This is a genomic window from Spirosoma litoris (assembly GCF_054776755.1).
In genome coordinates, this window is record NZ_BAAHBI010000012.1 from 1 (window position 1) to 19738 (window position 19738).

The window sequence follows — 19738 nt, forward strand, 5'->3', positions numbered from 1 at the left end:
ACTTTACACGGTTAGTGTCAAGCTATTTCAGGGCGATACATTCTGTTGTATAATCTGTTATATGTTAATTCAAGTTGCGAGATATAGGCCTTGCCAGCCACTTGGGTAATTTTGGAGTATCTCACGCTCTAAACTTACTCACAAGATGGCTGACAAAACCATTGCAATTTACTGTCGCTTCGGCGCTCCGATTCTTCGATGATCTCTTCAAAGTTATGGGACCCAAAGACGATCCGCACTGCAATCGGACCGCCGAAGCGGCTTAACGATGCCCAGATTGCTACCATTGCTATCATGGCGGCCATTTCGTTTTATGGTAATCAGGCTGCTGCCTGTGGTTATATGCAACGTCATTATGGCATGAAGATGACGGGGCCGCCCGCGCGGTGATAAATCAGGCTTTAATCGACGACTACGTCGACTTCAAACCAAGCTCCTGACTGTATTTCGGGCGCTGGGCGCCAGTCTCAAAGAACTCAATATTCATGCCCGCTACATGATCGATTCGTTTCCTGTGGCCGTTTGCCGAAACTGCCGCATTCCCGTCTGTAAACTCCTGACTGGCAAGGCTTATCACGGGTATAACGAAGCAAAGAAAGAGTACTTTTATGGCCGCTTCGGCGGTCCGATTCAAAGTACAAGTGATTACCACTGCTGATAATCAGCCAGTCGATTACTATATCACCGCCGGTAGCTTTCATGACAGCACGGCTTTACAGGCGATGCAGTTGGATTTGCCAGCGGGTAGCGAACTTTATGGTGATAGCGGCTACACCGACTATGAGCAGGAGGATCTGTATGCCGAGTGCGATCAAATCTACCTCAAGATTCACCGAAAAAAGAACTCACTACGACCTGATGCTGCTTGGGATGTATTTCTCAAAAAGACCTTTCGAAAGCCCATTGAGAACGTCTTTAGCCAAATCGCCAACCTATTCCCTCGCAAGATTCATGCGGTCACTGCCGAAGGTTTTCTGCTAAAGTTATTTTTGTTCCTGTTAGCATTTACTATCAACGGATGTTTGGATGCATAATCATTACGCAACTTGAATTATATGTTAGCTAAAGTACGAAATCTCAGGATAGCTGTTATGTAGATCCGTCTCAGTAATCCCTCATTTTTCTGAGACGGTAAATTTATCATTTTCTTTCACCAGATAGTAAGCGCTTTTAGCTGCAAGCGTATGCTACTTAGAAATTGGGGACGTCTAAAGAAAACTAATACTGTAGTGGGTAAATCCAAGGGTAAATTCTAGAGGGCCTGATCTAAAACTATATAAGATCAATACTTAAGTTATCCAGTTTGAATCCCATCCTGGAATGCAATTCATAATTAAGTAGTTAATATAAATGGTAGATCCGGCCCGACTTGAGTGGATGATCAGTCCGTTATGAATAGATGGGGCTTGTAAGAAATATATAATTGACGGCTGACTTACGTCCATCGGCCTACATGATTGATGTGGCACTCTAGTACAGTTCTTCACCAATTTTCGTTGCCTAAAGAATAGCCAGATGATAACATAGGTTACATGGGCATTCATCGTAACTGGGGGCATGGTTGGGGGCACTCAGCAGAATGATCCGTTTAAATATGAATGAATTCAAGCACTTGAGGAGAAAATGGCGATGCGACATCCGGCACCACTCTTTTTTTTACTGACATTATTGTTTCTTACTCAAATGCGAAATAGCCAATGTTCGCAGCACGTTAGCGCTACGCTATCCTTATCCATCTATTCCCATCATATACCCACAGTAATCAAAAGTGGGGGCATGGATGGGGGCATGAAATGGCCGATGGATATCGGTATTTTCAGTCACGTGAATCAGGGGGTGCAATAATGGCTTTGTCAAATATGACCTGTCAGACGGCGAAACCCAAAAGCAAACCCTATAAGATGGCAGATGGAGAAGGGCTGTATCTGGAAGTCACACCGAATGGAACAAAGTTTTGGCGGCTTAAGTATCGGCTGCATGGCAAGGAAAAACGCATTTCATTGGGGGCCTACCCCACCGTTTCGGTAGCCGATGCCCGTAAAACCAAAGACGATATTAAACGAGATATAAAGGCTGGTATTGATCCTGTTTTAAAACGGTTGCAAGTCGCTCAGAAACAAGCGCTGAGCAATCAACTGGTTTTTAAGTCAATGGCGATGGAATGGTATGGCAAGCAGATGCCTTTATGGAAGCCCAAACACGCCGATATCATTAAGCATCGTTTTGAGAAATACGTATTTCCATCGTTGGGCAGCTTTCCACTTTCGGATATACAACCCGTGATGATGCTGAACTGCCTACAGAAGATCGAAAAAACAGCGCCTGATCTATCTCGTCGGATGAAGGCCATGTGTAGCCATGTCTTTAAATATGCTATAGCGACGGGTCGGGCCGAACGTGATCCTACCTATGGGTTAGAGGCCGCCATGAAGAAATTTAAACGAGGCCATTACGCATCCATTTCGGTCGATGAATTTCCGGACTTTCTTACCTGCCTAACAGATTATCAAGATCGTATTCATCGGCAAACGTTTCTGGCCCTCAACCTATTGCTGCTGACATTCGTGCGTACGGGTGAACTGGTGGAAGCCCGATGGGACGAAATCAATTTTGAGAAAGCGGTGTGGATTATCCCGGCGGAACGGATGAAAATGAATCTGCCGCATATTGTTCCGTTATCACGCCAGTCGCTGGCCATTTTTCGCGAGCTTCACACCTTGAATGCGCACCGGGAGTTTATCTTTCCTGGTTATTATCACCCCAGAAAGCCCATGTGCAAAAACACGATGCTGGTAGCCATCAAACGGATGGGGTATACCGGCAAAATGACGGGTCATGGCGTTCGCTCCCTGGCCTTAGGCATTTTAAAAGAAAAACTGGGCTACCCCCATGATATTGCGGATCGGCAACTGGCACACGTTCCGAAAAGTAGTATTGACCGTGCCTATGACCGCGCCCCGTTTTTGACTCAACGCACAGCCATGATGCAGGACTATGCCGACTATGTGGAGGAGGTCTATCGGCAGGAACAGATGAAAAAAATGCCCAGTCCGACTTTGTCTTTCCACAACCCTATGGTAGTTTGCTCCCATGACTAGTTCACTTCCGAGTAATTATTCGCAGCTCCTTGAGGAACTGAAAGCCCGTATTCGTCAGGCAAGACTACGCGCCACCCTAGCGGCCAATGCCGAGTTATTACAACTGTACTGGCAAATCGGTAAAACGGTGCTAACGCAACAGGCACAGGCGGGGTGGGGCGCCAAGATCATTGATCGGCTAGCGGCTGATTTGCGGTCTGATTTCCCCGATATGCAAGGGCTTTCTCGTCGTAACCTATTATATATGCGGAAATTTGCCCAGATCTATCCTGATCCTGAATTTGTGCAACGGCCCGTTGCACAATTGCCCTGGTCTCACCACATCATTCTGATGGATCGCCTGGAGCAGCCTGAACTCCGTGAGTTCTACATGGCCAAATCCCTGGAGAATGGCTGGTCAAGGGATGTGCTCAGTTTGCAAATCAAAAGCGGTCTGCATCAACGACAAGGCAAGGCCATCACCAACTTTAAAAACCAGTTACCCACTCCCCAATCCGATTTGGCTCAACAGCTGACGAAAGACCCTTACTTATTTGACTTTCTAACGCTACGTGAGGATTTCCAGGAGAAAGACCTGGAAAATGCGCTCGTCGATCACATCACGAAGTTTTTATTAGAACTCGGAGCGGGTTTTGCCTACGTCGGGCGGCAATATCATCTGGAAGTCAGCAATCAGGACTTTTACCTGGATTTGTTATTCTACCATCTCAAATTACGGGCTTACATCGTCATTGAATTAAAGCGGGGTGATTTCAAACCTGAATATGCGGGTAAGCTGAACTTCTATTTGTCGGTGGTAGATGCCCAATTGAAGACCGAATTGGATCAACCGAGTATCGGTCTACTGATTTGCCAAGATCGGGATAAAGTCATTGCCGAATATGCGCTAAAAGATATGCACAAGCCAATTGGCATATCTGAATATCAGCTAACCGAGCGTATTCCTGCTGATTTAAAAGGAACCTTGCCCACGATTGAAGAATTAGAGCATAGTTTACAACGGCCAGGTCGAGCAGACAGAAAAAATACGAATCTATAACTAGCAGCGTGTTAGGGCGTGTTGACAATCATACTAATAAAATCAAGGCCGAGGCCCCCGCAAAACTGGTCGCTGTCTTTTCGTAGCGCGTAGTCACTCGCAGGTACTACTTGAGTTTGTTGAAATACCGCTCCACCTTGTTGCGATCTTTGTACAAATTCTCGTCAACCAGAAGATCAGCTAAGCGATTCTTTTTAGCAGAGATGACGGCCTCAACTTGGGCATTGTCTAACCAATCAAGCAACGCATCAGCATCATAACCCCGGTCGGCAATCACGGCACCTGTTTCATAATCAGCCAGTAAATCTTCAGCCTGCTTGATATCAGCCTGCTGGTCCACGCTCTGAATAATGCGCAACGGATGCCCAACGAATCGACAACGGCATGAATTTTAGTCGTCCAGCCGCCTACCGACTGACCTAAACGCTCGATGGCGTTGACCAGCAGCGTGTTGATGAGCTCGGACTGTGGTTGAGTCGATCATCAGCCAGTCTAAACCCGGTTCTTGCAAGGCCTCAAAAACGGTTTTCCAAACATCGGCTTTGGCTCAGCGCCGAAACCGTTGATAGACTGAATTCCAGCCGGGCCGCCGTCGCAGGCCCAAATCGCTCGGGAAAATCCCGCCAAGGGGCACCACTGCGAGCAATCCACAAGACGGTATTGATGAACAGACGGTTATCGATGGCGGAACGGCCCACGTGACCGACTTTGCCTGGCAACAAATGATTGATTCGTTCCGATTGTTGGTCAGCTATCTCATAGCGACACATGGTACAAAGCTGAAAAGGGTAACGATGAAGAATAAATCTTTTGAACCATAAGTATGATTACAATAGACATCAAGACGTTGTAGCGATGACGAAACACAAGTATCTCTTTATCAATAATGCGCCCTATACGTTTATGACGAATATGAAGGCGATGCATTATTGACCGGCGAGTTTATATTCAGTGAGGGAAATTATGCTGCGTTACATCGTATGTATTGGAGAAATAAGTAACATTTCAGCTATGAAAAACTCTACTGCGGACGGGGAATGGACGGCTTGTTCGGATTATCGTTATCGCGATAAAATGTCCAAACATGCTGAAAAGCATAAATCGTCAGCACGTCTTTGGTTGAATTTAGCACAATAAGAGCGGTTAAGGTTTCAGTTGTACTGGTACTTGCTTCATACCGGGTAAAGGTCAGAGTGTTACCAGCATAGGGTGGAGAACTGATGTATGTTACATTATTAACCTGTGGTAGTGATTCGCCAGAGTGCTGAGGGTTTGTTAAAAACTGCAACCATCTTCGACCAGAAATAATGTTGCCAGCTTGTGCAGCCAGCGTATTGTCCTGAATGCAGGGGACACCACTGACGTAAGAATCATAGTTGTAAATTGCAAAATAGCTGCTGCCACTATCGATGAAAAGCCATGCACCTTCCAAAGAGCAACCCAACTCGCTTTCGAAATAACTGCGATTATAGCCTGATTCGGTTTGCTGGTAATCGCTAAAGTGCCAAAGTCCCTGTACATCGTCATTTACACTACGGGCAGCACCTCTGGGGACTTTAATCCCTAGGTCAATGGGATTGGTGCAGGCAAAAATTAATCCTGTTATCAGTAGTGTTAATAAAAAAGATTTCATGGTGGATTGGTTTAAAATTTAGGTTTAAAGTACTTAATAAAGTTACACAATAGGCAGCAAAACACTGAATAAATTTTTAAGCAACTTGTTGAAATTACATATTGTAATAGTCGAAAGGGGAAAGATAGTCTAACGGCGAGTGCCTTTGTTGGCAATTTTACTAAATCTCGATGTACTCAAAAACTGCTTGTTTAACTGTTGCTCTAAAACAAGTCTGAAAATGTCCTAGATGAAGTTTTGTCTTGCTTCGCAATAGCCAAATTTATTTTTGATAAATTGCTAAAGCTGATGTAGTATACTGTTTGCTGATCAACTAATTCTCAATTTATCCTTAGGTTTTTACAGTAGATTCATTGACATAACTACCAATTGAGCAGCATGGATAAGGCTTATTGTTTCCACTGGGTGATTTGGGTTGGATGAATAACGAATTCGCTGCTGAGTTACGCCAGTGTTTTGTGCCCCTTTAGGGTTTATAAGACAACTTTTGTCTTGAATTGGGCGTCTGACGCTTATCGCTACTATCCAGATCTAGTGGAGCACTATAGTTTTTTCTGCTACTACCATTCAGCTCTGTATTGTGAATCAACTTCGTAACAGTTTTCAGTACGTACTCGGCAAGTTATTAAAGACACTGGTCATTGATCTGAAGACGGTTTATCAGGCTCCTATTGGGGAACAAGGCTTAGATAATCTTTTAATCGTACAGAAGAAATGATGATTGTCTTGTTCCAAAGTAATTCAACCGGGGAGAGAAATGGGACAGGGCCGTCCTTTAGGTTTGCTGCGTGGTAAAAGTACAAGTAAAGGTGAGGAGACAATAACGAGTAAAGAGTTGCTAATGTATTTAAGGGTTACAGTTAGCCAAGTAGGAAAAACCATTAAATGCAATAGTAAGAGGCACCAAGCAATAAAAACCTTAACCTCAAACCCGCTTAATCACGAACGCCCGTCCAATCGTAAGTACGTTTGTGATTAAGCGGGTTTCTTAACTTTATAAGCATTCCAAAATGTGCATTATAAATTTATTCAGAAATCGAAAAACTACACATTGATTTGTAAGATAACAACTTGAGACAGAGTATAACTAACTCTACACCTCTCAGGCATATAAAGATGTAGCTTTCTAATATCGTATCAGACTAGCTACATCCTAAGCTAGAATGATTTGATCGATTGACTTTAGTCGCAAAACTTTATTTCTAAGTTTAGTTAAATAATATATAAATATGTCAATAATTTATTAAACGCATATCCTTATTACTACCTATTATTTATCAGTTTGTGTTTGTGCTTTTAGTGTTATTCTAAACATGTTTTAGCTGTTTAATAGAAATTATACTTAAGTAAATATACTATACGTCAATGCTTAAAGTTGGTTTACAAGAAATATAAATATTTGGCTATAGTACAATTTAATATAAATAAATTAAAACTTAACTATAATCTTAGCACCATGATAATTCATCATTCTTATAAGTAACAGTTCATTTTATTTTTTTATGATTTAAACTGATTATTGTATGATGGATTTCTCATGTCAACTTTTTATTTTTTAAATATTTAAAACTTTTTCCACATGAAAAACCATTATGTTCTCCCTAAAGTAAAACTGGTTTACTTTTTCGTGTTTTGGTTGGCTGTAAATTCAATTAGTTATGGCTGGGATCTAAATGGTCCGACCTCGGTATGTGCTTGTGGGTCCGATAAAACTGTATGCCATAATACGTTCACAGTTAGCAACTATGGCATTAATGATTATATAACTTGGAGTGTCTATGATCAATCAGCTCCAAGTGGGCCATTAACAGAGTCTGGTAGTAAATCCCTTGCGTCGGGCAGTAATTTTGAAATTCAATTTAACAACTCACCAGGGACATCGCAAGTATTAGTTACTATGTATTGGTCCGGTGTTGTCATCTCAACTAAATCAATGCTGGTTGAACGCTATTTGGCTGAGCAACAAGTGGTTAATAGTGGACAAATAACATTCTGTGGAGGTAATGAGACATTAGCTATAACTCAGCCCAGCATAACCGCTTGTAATTATCACTACAATTGGAACTACACATCTCCAAGCGGCTACCTTATGACAGGCAGCAATTTTTATCTAACCACCTCATCAGGAAACACGTTTAATGAAACATTTAATATGACATCTCCTTCATCGCCAAGTAATGGCAGTGCTGGACTGTTTTATTCAACTGCTAAATGGACGCAAGGTAGTTTATCACAGGACCGTATAGTAACAACTCCGATATGGGTGGGTAATCCTAGTGTAACCAATGGGTATGTTAATGGATCAAGCGCAAGTGGAAATGTCATTGTATCGAGTGGCTATGCAAATCTGAGTGTAAGTCAGCAGGGAGGTACCTCATACAATTGGTATGTAGCAAACGGGAGTGGCAGCTTATCTCCTAGTGGCCCTAACTGTGCAATTTCTTTCAGCAATTTTGCTAGGGTTATAGTTGAAGTAACAAATCGTTGTGGAGGGGTTAGTTCATGGACTTATTACTTATATCAAAGTAGTCCGTATGGTAGATATGCCGTTTATCCCAACCCTGCAAGAAATCAGGTGTCTGTTGGGTTTGATAATCAAGAACTTGCTGATGCAAACTTAACTGGTTTGACTATTTTTAATGAAAAAGGTAAAGCGGTGAAAGATTTTGATGTAAAAGAGGCAAAAGAAAAAGGATATTTCAAAACTAATAAAGCAGTTGACTTTAAAATAAGTGATCTTCCAAGTGGTACATATTTCTTACATGTTTCTTCGGGAGATATTGTAGAAAAAAGTCAAATAATAGTTGAATAAATAGCAAAATCTTTAGGTGCTTAATGATCAGCATTAAGCACCTAAAGATTTATTTTTTGTAAAATATTTTTATTGTCGCATTATTTGAAGCCAGCCTTTAAAAAACTTATTTAAACGAGAACTAGAGAGGTTATAATAATATAAACCCGATGGTAAATTATCACCTCCCCATTTGTTTTCATAAGGCTCAATATCATAAACTTGTGCTCCCCAACGATTAAAAATTTGTAATCGCCAATTGCTGTATTCTATATTTTCAATAAAAAACGTGTCGTTTAAACCATCATTATTAGGAGTTATAATATTAGGAATATTGCCAGGGCAGTCAACGAATTGAATAGATATTGTGTCAGATATATTACAAATAGTCGAATTAACTTTAACCCAGTAAATACCAGCTTGATTAATTGATAAAGTAGAATCCTTTGAGCCGTCACTCCAAATTATAGAATTAAAGGAGTAGTTGGGGTTTAAAGTTATGCTTTCTCCATTACAAAGTAAATTGTCATTTGGTAGATGGATTGGAGGTAGGATCTTAACTGATAAAGTATCGCTAAGTATACATTCATTTTTCGTTAGTTTAACCCAGTATTTTCCAGTACTCTTTATTTGGTAAATTTCTTTATTACTACCATCCTGCCATTGTACTTGATAGCTTGTAGTGTCAAATTTAAATTCTACAGATTGATTTAAACATAAAGTAGTATCATTCCCTAGATTTAAAAGGGGTATACTGTAGCTAAGTTCTTGAACTGTTACATCATCAATTAAATAATAACCATCTGGAGATTTCACATCTCCAATATAGGAAAATATAGTTTCAGTATCGGAGTAAAAATTACCAATTGTTAAATATCTTAAAGAATCTTTAGCTATAAAACAGGATTGAATTTTAACCCATTCTTTTGTACTATTTATAATACTCCTTTCAACTACCTGAGCCTGATTATTAATTAATAAAGCAGGACCAACTCGTAGATCACTAACACCAATTGCAGTTTTAGTAAAAGCCATTCCAAGATTATTAGTGGCAATTCTACTTATGTTCTTATTTAATAAGACGTAAAAACTAGCTAAGTAGCTTTTGCCCTTAGTCAATGGCTGTTTTAATTTAACTTGGGCATATTCACGATAGTTAGGTTGAATCTGAGAATATGTATATAAACCTAAACAAATCCTGCCTGAATGAGGGTGTATTTCCAAATTTGATAAATTTTGAGTACAATTCTTATTTGCTAACGAATCATAAAACCAAAGGTCTGTTGACCCTATTGTTGGTGTATACCAATCTGATATGTCTTTATCAAATTTATTATCAGGTGTACTATAAAGACATTCAACTGCTTTTACTAATTCGAAATCCGAATTTGGGACTAAGTTTTGGGCTGAGAGTGAATTACAAACGAAAAGAAATAGTGTAAATATAATTGTTCCTTTCATAACTTGAGTTTATGACATTTGCATCTAATAATATACAAAAGAATTTACTTAAATATTGCTAGACATCGATTCCAATGGCAACTAACCTTAATAAAGCTAGGTTAAAAAGGAAAATATTAAGGAATAATCTCTTGTTTTATTTTAAAAAGTATGTCCAAAAGCTATTCCAAAATATAGTGGATATGCACTAAATCGGTTAGGCGTTTCTTTGTTTAAGGGAATAAATGGATTGATCCCTATTCGAAACATATCGCCACCCCTCCATTTTTGATATCTATAACTTAAACGTGGAACAAAATAAAAATGATTTATTCGTTTATACTCATCAAAATTAACATCTGGGCCATAACCTTTATTGAAGCCTAACCCAATATCAACATGATGATTTCCTTGGCCAGTTATACCAACTAACTCTGCAATACTATTTAGGTAAGGGCGTTGAGTACCCCAGGCACTTCCACCTATACGGATACCAAATTTTGCTTTTTGATGTGCAATAATTATCCGCTCATAATTCAATGAGTATAATCCCCCAGTACCTAACAGTTCGGCATATATATTATTGGCCTTATAGGTCACTTCGTTAGTCTGGCCTTTTGTTTTTTCGTAACAAGTAATAATAAGAAAAGAAATTGTCAATAAATTAGTTAGGAGCTTCATAGAATAGACTTAAAATGGTTAAAAACAATACTCAAACATATTTTTCAAAGTTTAAACCCTTTTTCTATATATAAAAACTTTTTTTACTTTGAAATCTACTTTTTTTAGAAAATGGTTTTAAGCGCATTATTTTAGTCTATCTAAATTGCTTTTGTAGGTATTGTAGTGTTTTCGAAACATTGAATTAGCTCATTATACGTCGTCAAATGAAAGTAAACAGAAGGAGTGAAAATGGGAAGAGGCAATTTTCTAATCGCACCGGCGACCCGGTTGTTTCACTCAAACCACCTTAGCAATGTCCAGATCGGCTAAATCATCTCAACCAAAGCGTTCTGCGGCTAACTCAGGGGCATCTGTCCACTTTCGGTTGACGATACACACAACTCAGAGGCAGCCTTAACAATCTCTTTTATTCAGACAGATTTTTTTATTTTCATCCCCGCCTTAATGCCTTTGGAGAACATTGTTAATATTGGTCAAGCGAAAGTTATATCCCTTGACCAATATTTTTATAAACATAAATTAACGTGTTAAGAGGAGATATTATTTTCAAAAACGCCTTTTTGTTGATAGATAGTCGTTATCTGTTATTAATCAACCACAAATTGAATTGACAGGGCGCTATAAAATTATTTAGCTGCTGAATTGTAATAGCAAGGCACATTGTCCCTGTCTGATTATAGATCTGCCCCTTTTGCGAAGGATGCTTCATGCCCAATAGAAACCCTCCAGAACCTCTTCTGGATAGAAAGAGCGCGGCTAAATATCTCCGTGTCTCTCCAGGTACGCTAGCCGTTTGGGACTGCACCAAACGCTATGATCTCAAACCCATCAAGGTAGGGCGATCTGTCCGATATCGCCGTTCGGATTTGGATAATTTTCTCGAACAACGATTGAGGGCATAACTAATTCGCCCTCGACTATCCGGTTAATTACTTCAAAAACCGCTTTTCATTATCACATACTAGTTTGAAGGAATCGCCATGAACATCGATCATGCGAACAGGATACCTATGGCCGAAATTTTAGCCAAACTCAATTATCAACACAAACGAATTAACGAAGCCAAATATCGCTACTTATCACCGTTACGAAACGAAAAGACACCCAGCTTCGACGTCAATCCGCTCACTAATCGCTGGTATGATCATGGGGAAGGCATTGGCGGTAACCCAGTCGATTTTGCTTGTGCATATCTGAAGTCTCAACATGAAGACCATAACGTGTCCGATGCCTTGCGATGGTTATCCAACATGGGTGTCGGGACGTATGAGTTTGCACCTGTTTATACCCATGATCTGACCAAGCCGGACGCATCATTGGTATTGAAAACAAAGAAGCCCATACAGCATATGGGCCTAGTCCATTATCTGGAAAAGCGTGGCATTCCATTAACGCTTGCTCGTCAACATCTAAAAGAAATTCACGTTCGCAATAAGAATACACAAAAGGGCTTTTTTGCTCTCGGCTTTCCGAGTGAAGAGGGTGGCTTCGAACTACGTAATCCATTTTTCAAAGGCTGTCTCGGGACAAAAGCAATCTCATTTATTCGGGGGCAGATCCCAAAGCCCGACAGCATTCATTTGTTTGAAGGCTTTATGGATTATCTGTCCGCCGTTTGCCAGTTGAGTGGTAATGGCTTTAAGGGTGATGCCATCATTCTCAACTCACTGGCCTGTTTGAAACAAGCCATCCCTTACATTCAAAATTACGGTTATCGTAACGCCTATACCTGGATGGATAATGACATGGCTGGTGAGAAAGCTACAGCGGCATTAGACGCGTTTTTCAAAACGCAGAATGATCTCACGCATACACCGATGAACAAGGTCTATGCCCCGCACAAGGATGTCAATGCCTGGCATATGCACCAGCTTAAGCTGACTTTGTGAAAGGGAGGAGTGCATGTCGCAACTGAACCTTCAATCGTTGTTTACGGTGGCCGAAGTCGAAATCAGCTACCGCAACAAAACCCCGTATCAGGATCGGATTCAAATTACACGCTCGGCCACGGCTTACGAAATCCTACGGACGGCCTGGGATAAAAATAAGCTGGAATTGATTGAGCAATTCAAAATCCTGCTGCTGGATCGAAAGAATAATTGCTTAGCAATCTCCGACATTTCTACGGGCGGTATGACCGCTTGCATTGTCGATCCTAAAGTGATTTTTGTGACGGCACTCAAAGCCAATGCCTGTGGGATCATTCTGGCACACAACCATCCCAGTTCGAATTTGCAACCCAGTCCACAGGATTTAGCGCTGACTCGTAAACTGTTCGAGTGCGGTAAGTTGCTGGACATTGCTGTGCTGGATCATCTGATCGTTACTCCTCGCAGTTATTATTCCTTTGCTGATGAGGGCTGTATGCCACGCTGAGTGGCTAATCGGTTGGGAGCCCATACCAGAGGTCCGAGGTTATTGCTGGGCTGTACCCGACGCCACTCGCTTTCCAACCACAATTTCCCCAAGCCTGCGGCCTTCCTCGCGCAACAAAATTCTGGCCGGGCGACGTTCGCCGATTCGCTCGCTAAGCCGCCGGGTTTTTCATCCCCATAACCTCGAACCTCTGGAGCGTGACACATGACCAAACCGATTACCAAAAACGTACAGCCGAACAAGCAGCCCACCGCATCAACTCCAACAACACACTCTCTGCCAGATATTTACGCCCATGTTACGGCTAAAATCCTGACCGATCTGGAACAGGGCAATCTTTCCTGGCGCAAACCCTGGCATTCCGAACACATGACGGGTCAGGTCATGCGTCCACTGCGTTGGAATGCTATTCCTTATACTGGCATCAATACGCTCATTCTCTGGAATGCTGCCAGTGACCAGGGCTTTACTTCTCCCTACTGGATGACCTTTAAACAGGCGACCAGCATGAAAGCGTCTGTCCGCAAAGGCGAGAAGGGCACTCAGATTGTCTACGCCGATACATTCACCAAGGAAGAGCAAGATGCCAATGGTGACCTCAAATCCAGTCAGATTTCCTTTCTCAAATCGTATACCGTTTTCAATGCCTCCCAGATCGAAGGCCTGTCCGACAGTTTCTATAAAACACCCGAACCCGTTGTTATCCATCCACAAGCGCGTAATCCGGAACTCGATCAGTTCTTTGTCCAAACCAAAGCCGACATCTATACCGGTTCTAAAGCATGTTATATACAGAGTACCGACCGTATCCAGATGCCGCCGTTCGAAAGCTTTGAAACGGCTACGCGCTATTACGCCGTTTTAGCGCATGAGATTTGCCACTGGACGAAACCTCCACACCGATTGAACCGCGACTTCGGTAAAAAACACTATGGTGATGAAGGGTACGCTAAGAATTGGTCGCCGAGTTGGGAGCCTGTTTTCTGGCGGCTGATCTGGGCTTTGAGCCGCAACCGGAAGAGCATCACGCGGCTTATATCCAATCCTGGCTGCAAGTCCTGAAAGATGATAAACGCTTTATCTTCCAAGCCGCATCCCACGCGCAAAAAGCCACAGAGTACCTTCAACAACTGGCTGGCCCATGATCGTGCGTTTTTTCAGCAATGCGGAATAGACTCTAGGCATTTCGTACTCTACGTCCCAAAGTACAAAAGGTGTTTTACAGGCGTACTACGTTGGTCATACGTTTGTAAATCTGTCGCATAAACTCATCTGTGATGCTGAAAATGGTACGTTGATTTGTGAGATGGGTTTTTAAGACCGTTGGTGAAAGTTGAGAGCGATTACAGACCGGTGGTTCTTCGTCTCACAAAAACGGGCGTTTAAAGAGATGGCATACACATTATTTCTGATCCTCTTTCCTCCTAAAGTCCGTAATGCTTGTTCCATCATAACGAAACACGCCACTGGTAGACCCCAAAGCGCCAAACCAAATACTACCATCGGTAGCTTCCAGAATCCCACAAAGCATTCCCGGCCCTTCTATGGACATTATCTCAGTTACAGTTGGCTTTTCAGTGTACAGCGATTGGTGATCGTATCGGGAAAGTGCCCAGACATTTCCATTAGGTGGATGTACGCTACCCGTAGTCCAGATGTTACCTTTTTTATCTACGATCATTGCTGAAGCACCTTTCTTCGATACCATGGTATAGCTACTGCCGTCATAGCGCCAAAGACCATCATTGTCACCCAGCCAAATAGCCCCTTTTTTGTCTTCGATGATCGACCAAACGTTGGTAAAGGCTTTACCATCTTTATTTCTGAAAACCGTAAATGTCTTTCCATCATAAAAACAGGGCTCACCCCTGGTGCCAAACCATAATTTCCCGGCTTTGTCTTCCATGATCGTAGTAACGCCATTATGGGAAAGCCCTTCTTTGGTTGTGAAATTTCGAAAAGATTTTCCATTGTAACGGCTTACTCCATCTCCGGTACCGAACCAAATAATGCCAGTTCTATCTTCATAAATTTTACAAACAAAATTATTGGCCAGTCCTTCCCTGGTCGTAAACTGTTGAAAGGATTTCCCATCGTAATAATAAACCCCTGAATCCCTGGTAGCGAACCAAAGATTTCCGTTTCGATCCTCCAGGACATCCCAGAAGCTGGGCGAACTTATTTTACTGGTTAAATTGGTGAACGATTTTCCGTTGTAGCGAACAATTGGACTTGCTACATTTGACTGGAGACTGTTTTTAGGCAGATTTGAGGCAAATATCAATTGAATCATGACCAAACGACGTGTTTTTGATGAAGCCTTTAGGCAAATGGCTGTCGAGCTGTCTTATGCAAAAGGCTCAATTCAGGATGCGGCCCGTGAGTTAGGTGTCGATCCGGGTCGCATTAGTAAATGGAGACAACGCTCTAAGAAAATGGATCAACCCTTATCCACCAGTACCACACTCACTGCTGAACAGCAGCAGATCAGACGCTTGCAACGAGAGCTAAAGGAGGCCCAATTGGAGCGTGATATACTAAAGAAGGCCGTCAGCATCTTCTCCAAGACCGACGAGAGATATTCCGATTTATAAAGGAACATGCCAGCGAATTTCCCGTTGAGAAGATGTGTAAGGTGCTGAAGGTAAGTAGCAGTAGCTATTATTATTGGCGAAAACACCCGGTTGGGACCAGACAACAAACTCAGGACCTGCTAGTGACTCACATTCAGCGCGTGCACGTTCAAAGTAAAGGCCGCTATGGCAGCCCCCGAATTACCGATGCACTTCGAGAACAGGGCGTAAAAGCGTCCCGCAACCGCATTGCCAGGCTTATGCAGAAAGTAGGGATCCGAAGTATTGTCTATAAAAAATATCGGGTGCAGACAACTGACTCGAGACACGATTATCCAATAGCAAAAAATCTGCTAAACAGAGAGTTTACTGCCGACAAGCCCGGCCAAAAGTGGGTGTCCGATATTACTTACATTGCTACGGATGAGGGCTGGATGTACTTGACAGTAATTTTGGATTTGGCTGACAGAAAGGTGGTTGGCTGGTCCATGAGCGATGGTCTAAAAGCCATCGACACCAGTGTATCGGCGTGGCAAATGGCTCTTAAAAATAGAGCTATAGACGGTACGTTGATCTTTCATTCTGATCGGGGCATCCAATATGCGTGCACTGAATTCAGGAAAGAATTAAAGGGAGTGCCGGTTGAACAAAGTATGAGCCGGAAGGGCAATTGTTGGGACAATGCCGTAGCCGAGAGCTTTTTCAAAACGCTCAAAAGCGAGTTGGTCAACCAAGTTCATTTTGCGACGCAGGCTGCAGCCCGGTTGGCCACCTTCGAGTATATTGAAGGCTGGTACAATCGTCGTCGGAAGCATTCAACCTTGGGGTACCGCACGCCCAGTCAACAGGAAACCTATTTTTACACTTCCTCAATGGCTGCCTAAGAAAAATCTCCAATAAACTGTTGCAAGTCCATTTTTGACTTGCAACAAAATACTGAACAAATCTTAAAGCAACCAATCACTGGATGACGAGGGTCAACCGTCGCTACCAACTTAGAGGCAAACGAAGACTCAAGTCTGTCTGTGATCGACTGTAGTTCGGTCAGCACGTCTGCATAGCTTAGATCGGTATTGTGCTCCCTCCGCTCGAGAAAGTCGAAATAATAGTTGTAACAGTCTGTTCGCGGAAGCCTGAAGAAACGAATGAAATTTGATTGGTATGTTTTATCCTTTGACACATCAAATTTGATGAGCCCTTCCCATGTATCATGATACTGAACAACGAATGGCTCCAAACTTATAAGTACTTTATCAATTTGTGTACTAAGGGCCTTTAGTAAATCATCATTGCTCATTCAGCTGGGTCTGTTTTTAGGTAATTGGTAAAGAGCCGACAAAGCATATAATACAACGGCAACGCCCGTCCATTTGGTAATAAGCCATAGACGATCACGACTAAGAATTAATTATGTTAATTACCCGAAATTGGCGATCGCCTACCAAATCCACATTAAATTGGGGTGGTTTTCCTTTCTGCCATGGGGCATAATTCTTATCGATTAACCACTTACCAATCTCCTGACTGATCAACTCCCGGCAGGTATCATTCCAGAATGACGATTTATTAACATTCACGGTTACAGTAGCATCTTGAAATTGTGAGGGTAGGATGAGGGTGATCGTTTCCCAATCACGGCTAAAGAACTGATCACGATCCTGAACCTTTAATTTAAAGCCATAGCTCACTCCAGGCGAATGGTGTTTACCGTTTTTCCAAGCAGTCCAAATCATAGTTTATTTCTTGTTAAAACTGACTCCAACCTTTACCATTTACCAAAGCCGCCAGCTCAGCAGCACTCTGGCAACTTAAAGCGATATCCCGAAAATAGAGCTTAGAGGTTTGCATGCCTCTAGGTGAGTCTTTTCTAAAATTGGTTTCGGCGCTTTCCCCTAACAGAAAGACCTGCGTTGGCACTTGTTGATTAGCCCCCAAACGAAACCGAGCTACCTGATCCCTAACTCGGCTTTCTAGCTCGGCTTTCGTGAGGCTGGATTTGTTAATCCATTTGAAGGTAACTTCTTCCAGTCCGGTGCTGACGGTGGCCACAGCATCGATTTCAAAGATTTGCCGGACGGCCTTTCCCGCGTATGGCCCAAAGAAGCGGGCACGTTTATGACTATACGCCCCTCCCGTGTCTGGGCAGAGGTAAACGCCCGCTTCGATCTCATGCAGAGTCGTGGCACAGTTCACCACGTCTAGCATGTATTTCCAGCGGGGCAGTAGACCCTTTGAGTCGATGAATTCTCGGAAATCATCCAATAGCCCTTTCAGATAGTCAGTTTGGCAGACTGTTTCCAAGGCAGCCAGCAAATCCTCATAGCTAATAGGAATAAGTAAAATGCCTTGTTTAGTAGCCTGACCGATTTGAGATTGAAATTTTTCCCGAGGCTCTGTCTCAAAATTACTTAGTAGAAACAGGATCAGCGTTCCGCTATAGTTTTGTAAACTATGGAGGTGGTTAACCAGTTGCTCATCATAAAACCAGTCACTGAGTTTGTTCTCAAAAGCGATGGTGAAGCCTTTCTGGGAGATAACCAGATCTGGAACGCTTTTCTGTTCCCGCTGCTGTTGCTCAAAGACGGGTCCGACAATAAGTTCCCCATTCCCTTCAGTTAGCTTATCCAACAGATCACGGAATCGTCGAGGACTCTCCTCGTAGACTAATTTCATAATCAGACCGCAATAATTAGTTACGCGATTCTCAAGCTGGCTGTAATCGTTAAAGACGGAAATGATACGGCTCATGGGCAAGTAAAAGAGTGTGGATATCAGTAAAGAGCATCCACTCGTTCGATTACTGTTAGGTTTTACGTCGCTTTACTGAACGGTAGAAATCTGTTCAATGGAATGAACGCAGGATTTGGAGATCGTTAGACTAATAGTCTTAACTGCCTCAGACAAGAGATTGTCTATATATTATCGAGAAGGTAATTAAGTCTGCTTATCTCTCCCCTCCGATTGTTTATCAAAGTGAAATAGCATCACTTCAATTTGTACCTGTTTATGATCATCTTGAGGCAATTTAAAAATATATTGGAATGAACGTTCGTTACGCGCCCCTACTAATTTGATCGATGATGGGTGGCTCAGGGTAATATCTTTTACGCTTTTAATAGCAGCTGACATACCAGAGCTTTTGACAAAAATAATCAGAGCAGTCTTCGAATCATTCCAAGTTAGATATTGTAAAAGTTGAGATAATGCCTCAAGGTAATGTTGTTGACCTTTCCAAACTTTGCATTCTCCAACGAACAGATTTGTTCCGTCTGTATTTTTGAGCAAAATATCGGTCTTTCCGCTTCGGTTGAAGGTTTCACCAGTTACTGTACCTTCTAAAAATACCATTTCTAGTTGCACGAGAAAAAAATCACGAAGCCCCTCCTCTGTCTTACCAACATATAAGGATGGCTTTCGCTCCATCGACCAACCTATTCGGATTAACGAGTCTATGATTTCATGGTAAGCTTTATCGTCAATAGTTGGCTCTGGGACATAAGTTTTGCTAGTAACAGTTGGTTTCTGAATGGTCCGTTTCCTCTCGACTGTTGGCACACTATAGGTTTTAGGGGCATTGGGATTTGCATTTACTTTAATAGCAGCAAAAAAATTACTCTCCTTTAAATAATCATTTTTCAAATCGTAGAATGGTCGACTTATACGGGCAGGTAGTAGAGCATTGTATGCTTCGACATTGTTATTGATAGACCTTATAATATTTTTTACTGCATCTAAAAGCGACGTACTTTCCCGATTGTATATTGTCGGATCCATCGACTCAATAGTAAAACGTAGCGTAATTCTATTTAATGAAAAGCTATAAACTACGGAATCATTTATTGCAGAAACTACTTCCCATAACTCACTAGGCCCATTAACTAAATACGTTTCACTGCATTCCCAATAAAATAGATTGCCCCAAAATCGACGTTTTTCTTCATCATTTAGTTTATGCTCTTTTTTGATGGGTTCTTTGACATCTCTCGATCCTTCATTCAGTTCAATTAATTCAAAGCTGAATTTTTCAAGCAAGTATCGATTATATGGGGTGGTCCTATTTAGCCGGACACTTCACTTTTGAGAGTTTGATAAAACAGTTTGGTA

General features: G+C 42.0%; 19 protein-coding genes and 2 pseudogenes. 12 read left to right on the forward strand and 9 right to left on the reverse strand.

The features are described 5' to 3' along the window. Positions 1-145: 145 nt before the first annotated feature. From ACYVGR_RS10645 to ACYVGR_RS10660, 4 genes and pseudogenes are all read left to right on the forward strand, one after another. Positions 146-1034: pseudogene (locus ACYVGR_RS10645) on the forward strand (IS982 family transposase). Between the two features lie 649 nt (positions 1035-1683). After that, positions 1684-1845 (forward strand): hypothetical protein, encoded by a 162-nt coding sequence (locus tag ACYVGR_RS10650; protein ID WP_460956343.1) that lies wholly within the window; start codon positions 1684-1686, stop codon positions 1843-1845. Positions 1846-1859: 14 nt separating this feature from the next. Continuing rightward, positions 1860-3098 (forward strand): tyrosine-type recombinase/integrase, encoded by a 1239-nt coding sequence (locus ACYVGR_RS10655; RefSeq protein ID WP_460956345.1) that lies wholly within the window; start codon positions 1860-1862, stop codon positions 3096-3098. Beyond that, positions 3091-4137, forward strand: a complete 1047-nt coding sequence (locus ACYVGR_RS10660; RefSeq protein ID WP_460956347.1) for a PDDEXK nuclease domain-containing protein — start codon at positions 3091-3093, stop codon at positions 4135-4137. The genes ACYVGR_RS10655 and ACYVGR_RS10660 overlap by 8 nt, the downstream gene beginning before the upstream one ends. Before the next feature lie 106 nt (positions 4138-4243). On the opposite strand, the gene ACYVGR_RS10665 is transcribed toward ACYVGR_RS10660, so the two are convergent. The 3 genes from ACYVGR_RS10665 to ACYVGR_RS10675 form a co-directional block, all read right to left on the reverse strand. Then, complete coding sequence (locus tag ACYVGR_RS10665; RefSeq protein ID WP_460956349.1) at positions 4244-4495, reverse strand: transposase; 252 nt, start codon at positions 4493-4495, stop codon at positions 4244-4246. A gap of 157 nt (positions 4496-4652) precedes the next feature. Beyond that, positions 4653-4907, reverse strand: coding sequence for a transposase (locus tag ACYVGR_RS10670; RefSeq protein ID WP_460956351.1), 255 nt, complete (start codon positions 4905-4907; stop codon positions 4653-4655). A gap of 251 nt (positions 4908-5158) precedes the next feature. Beyond that, the gene (locus tag ACYVGR_RS10675; protein ID WP_460956353.1) at positions 5159-5770 is read right to left on the reverse strand and encodes a hypothetical protein; all 612 of its coding nucleotides are present in this window, start codon (positions 5768-5770) and stop codon (positions 5159-5161) included. 1579 nt (positions 5771-7349) lie between these two features. Between ACYVGR_RS10675 and ACYVGR_RS10680 the strand changes: the two genes are divergently transcribed. After that, positions 7350-8582 carry a T9SS type A sorting domain-containing protein gene (locus ACYVGR_RS10680; RefSeq protein WP_460956355.1) on the forward strand — a complete coding sequence of 411 codons (1233 nt, stop codon included), beginning with the start codon at positions 7350-7352 and terminating at the stop codon, positions 8580-8582. A 69-nt stretch (positions 8583-8651) separates the two neighbouring features. Here the strand turns inward: ACYVGR_RS10680 and ACYVGR_RS10685 are convergent, their stop codons facing one another. Next, the gene (locus tag ACYVGR_RS10685) at positions 8652-10022 is read right to left on the reverse strand and encodes a gliding motility-associated C-terminal domain-containing protein (RefSeq protein ID WP_460956357.1); all 1371 of its coding nucleotides are present in this window, start codon (positions 10020-10022) and stop codon (positions 8652-8654) included. Between the two features lie 141 nt (positions 10023-10163). Next, entirely contained in the window at positions 10164-10682 is a 519-nt protein-coding gene (locus ACYVGR_RS10690; protein ID WP_460956359.1) for a hypothetical protein, read from the reverse strand. Positions 10683-11392: 710 nt separating this feature from the next. On the opposite strand from ACYVGR_RS10690, the gene ACYVGR_RS10695 reads away from it, so the two are divergent. The 5 genes and pseudogenes from ACYVGR_RS10695 (at position 11393) to ACYVGR_RS10715 (ending at position 14206) form a co-directional block, all read left to right on the forward strand. Further along, positions 11393-11587 (forward strand): helix-turn-helix domain-containing protein, encoded by a 195-nt coding sequence (locus tag ACYVGR_RS10695; protein WP_460956361.1) that lies wholly within the window; start codon positions 11393-11395, stop codon positions 11585-11587. Between the two features lie 108 nt (positions 11588-11695). After that, complete coding sequence (locus ACYVGR_RS10700) at positions 11696-12574, forward strand: toprim domain-containing protein (protein WP_460956363.1); 879 nt, start codon at positions 11696-11698, stop codon at positions 12572-12574. Between the two features lie 13 nt (positions 12575-12587). After that, complete coding sequence (locus ACYVGR_RS10705) at positions 12588-13061, forward strand: JAB domain-containing protein (RefSeq protein ID WP_460956365.1); 474 nt, start codon at positions 12588-12590, stop codon at positions 13059-13061. Then, complete coding sequence (locus ACYVGR_RS10710; protein ID WP_460956367.1) at positions 13039-13269, forward strand: hypothetical protein; 231 nt, start codon at positions 13039-13041, stop codon at positions 13267-13269. The genes ACYVGR_RS10705 and ACYVGR_RS10710 overlap by 23 nt, the downstream gene beginning before the upstream one ends. Beyond that, positions 13266-14206 (forward strand): annotated as a pseudogene (locus ACYVGR_RS10715) (ArdC family protein). Before ACYVGR_RS10710 ends, ACYVGR_RS10715 begins: the two are co-directional and overlap by 4 nt. 257 nt (positions 14207-14463) lie before the next feature. Here ACYVGR_RS10715 and ACYVGR_RS10720 read toward each other — a convergent pair. Further along, on the reverse strand, positions 14464-15354 hold the full coding sequence (locus tag ACYVGR_RS10720) for a ligand-binding sensor domain-containing protein (protein WP_460956369.1): 891 nt from the start codon (positions 15352-15354) through the stop codon (positions 14464-14466). Between ACYVGR_RS10720 and ACYVGR_RS10725 the strand changes: the two genes are divergently transcribed. Together ACYVGR_RS10725 and ACYVGR_RS10730 are read left to right on the forward strand one after the other, a co-directional pair. After that, entirely contained in the window at positions 15353-15655 is a 303-nt protein-coding gene (locus ACYVGR_RS10725; protein ID WP_460956371.1) for a transposase, read from the forward strand. The two genes, ACYVGR_RS10720 and ACYVGR_RS10725, sit on opposite strands and share 2 nt — an antisense overlap. Further along, positions 15652-16518: an IS3 family transposase gene (locus ACYVGR_RS10730; protein WP_460956379.1), complete on the forward strand. Its 867-nt coding sequence runs from the start codon at positions 15652-15654 to the stop codon at positions 16516-16518. Before ACYVGR_RS10725 ends, ACYVGR_RS10730 begins: the two co-directional genes overlap by 4 nt. A gap of 513 nt (positions 16519-17031) precedes the next feature. Here the strand turns inward: ACYVGR_RS10730 and ACYVGR_RS10735 are convergent. The 3 genes from ACYVGR_RS10735 to ACYVGR_RS10745 all read right to left on the reverse strand — a co-directional run bounded on the left by ACYVGR_RS10735 (position 17032) and on the right by ACYVGR_RS10745 (position 19666). Continuing rightward, entirely contained in the window at positions 17032-17367 is a 336-nt protein-coding gene (locus ACYVGR_RS10735) for a hypothetical protein (RefSeq protein ID WP_460956373.1), read from the reverse strand. 13 nt (positions 17368-17380) lie between these two features. After that, entirely contained in the window at positions 17381-18382 is a 1002-nt protein-coding gene (locus ACYVGR_RS10740) for a hypothetical protein (protein WP_460956375.1), read from the reverse strand. A 186-nt stretch (positions 18383-18568) separates the two neighbouring features. Continuing rightward, positions 18569-19666 carry a hypothetical protein gene (locus ACYVGR_RS10745; RefSeq protein ID WP_460956377.1) on the reverse strand — a complete coding sequence of 366 codons (1098 nt, stop codon included), beginning with the start codon at positions 19664-19666 and terminating at the stop codon, positions 18569-18571. Positions 19667-19738: the final 72 nt, after the last annotated feature.

Coding starts and splice junctions, on each gene's coding strand:
- ACYVGR_RS10650 (WP_460956343.1), top strand. CDS start 1,684: ATGCGAAATAGCCAATGTTCGCAGCACGTTAGCGCTACGCTATCCTTA.
- ACYVGR_RS10655 (WP_460956345.1), top strand. CDS start 1,860: ATGACCTGTCAGACGGCGAAACCCAAAAGCAAACCCTATAAGATGGCA.
- ACYVGR_RS10660 (WP_460956347.1), top strand. CDS start 3,091: ATGACTAGTTCACTTCCGAGTAATTATTCGCAGCTCCTTGAGGAACTG.
- ACYVGR_RS10670 (WP_460956351.1), bottom strand. CDS start 4,907: ATGTGTCGCTATGAGATAGCTGACCAACAATCGGAACGAATCAATCAT.
- ACYVGR_RS10675 (WP_460956353.1), bottom strand. CDS start 5,770: ATGAAATCTTTTTTATTAACACTACTGATAACAGGATTAATTTTTGCC.
- ACYVGR_RS10680 (WP_460956355.1), top strand. CDS start 7,350: ATGAAAAACCATTATGTTCTCCCTAAAGTAAAACTGGTTTACTTTTTC.
- ACYVGR_RS10685 (WP_460956357.1), bottom strand. CDS start 10,022: ATGAAAGGAACAATTATATTTACACTATTTCTTTTCGTTTGTAATTCA.
- ACYVGR_RS10690 (WP_460956359.1), bottom strand. CDS start 10,682: ATGAAGCTCCTAACTAATTTATTGACAATTTCTTTTCTTATTATTACT.
- ACYVGR_RS10695 (WP_460956361.1), top strand. CDS start 11,393: ATGCCCAATAGAAACCCTCCAGAACCTCTTCTGGATAGAAAGAGCGCG.
- ACYVGR_RS10700 (WP_460956363.1), top strand. CDS start 11,696: ATGGCCGAAATTTTAGCCAAACTCAATTATCAACACAAACGAATTAAC.
- ACYVGR_RS10705 (WP_460956365.1), top strand. CDS start 12,588: ATGTCGCAACTGAACCTTCAATCGTTGTTTACGGTGGCCGAAGTCGAA.
- ACYVGR_RS10710 (WP_460956367.1), top strand. CDS start 13,039: ATGAGGGCTGTATGCCACGCTGAGTGGCTAATCGGTTGGGAGCCCATA.
- ACYVGR_RS10725 (WP_460956371.1), top strand. CDS start 15,353: ATGACCAAACGACGTGTTTTTGATGAAGCCTTTAGGCAAATGGCTGTC.
- ACYVGR_RS10720 (WP_460956369.1), bottom strand. CDS start 15,354: ATGATTCAATTGATATTTGCCTCAAATCTGCCTAAAAACAGTCTCCAG.
- ACYVGR_RS10735 (WP_460956373.1), bottom strand. CDS start 17,367: ATGATTTGGACTGCTTGGAAAAACGGTAAACACCATTCGCCTGGAGTG.
- ACYVGR_RS10740 (WP_460956375.1), bottom strand. CDS start 18,382: ATGAGCCGTATCATTTCCGTCTTTAACGATTACAGCCAGCTTGAGAAT.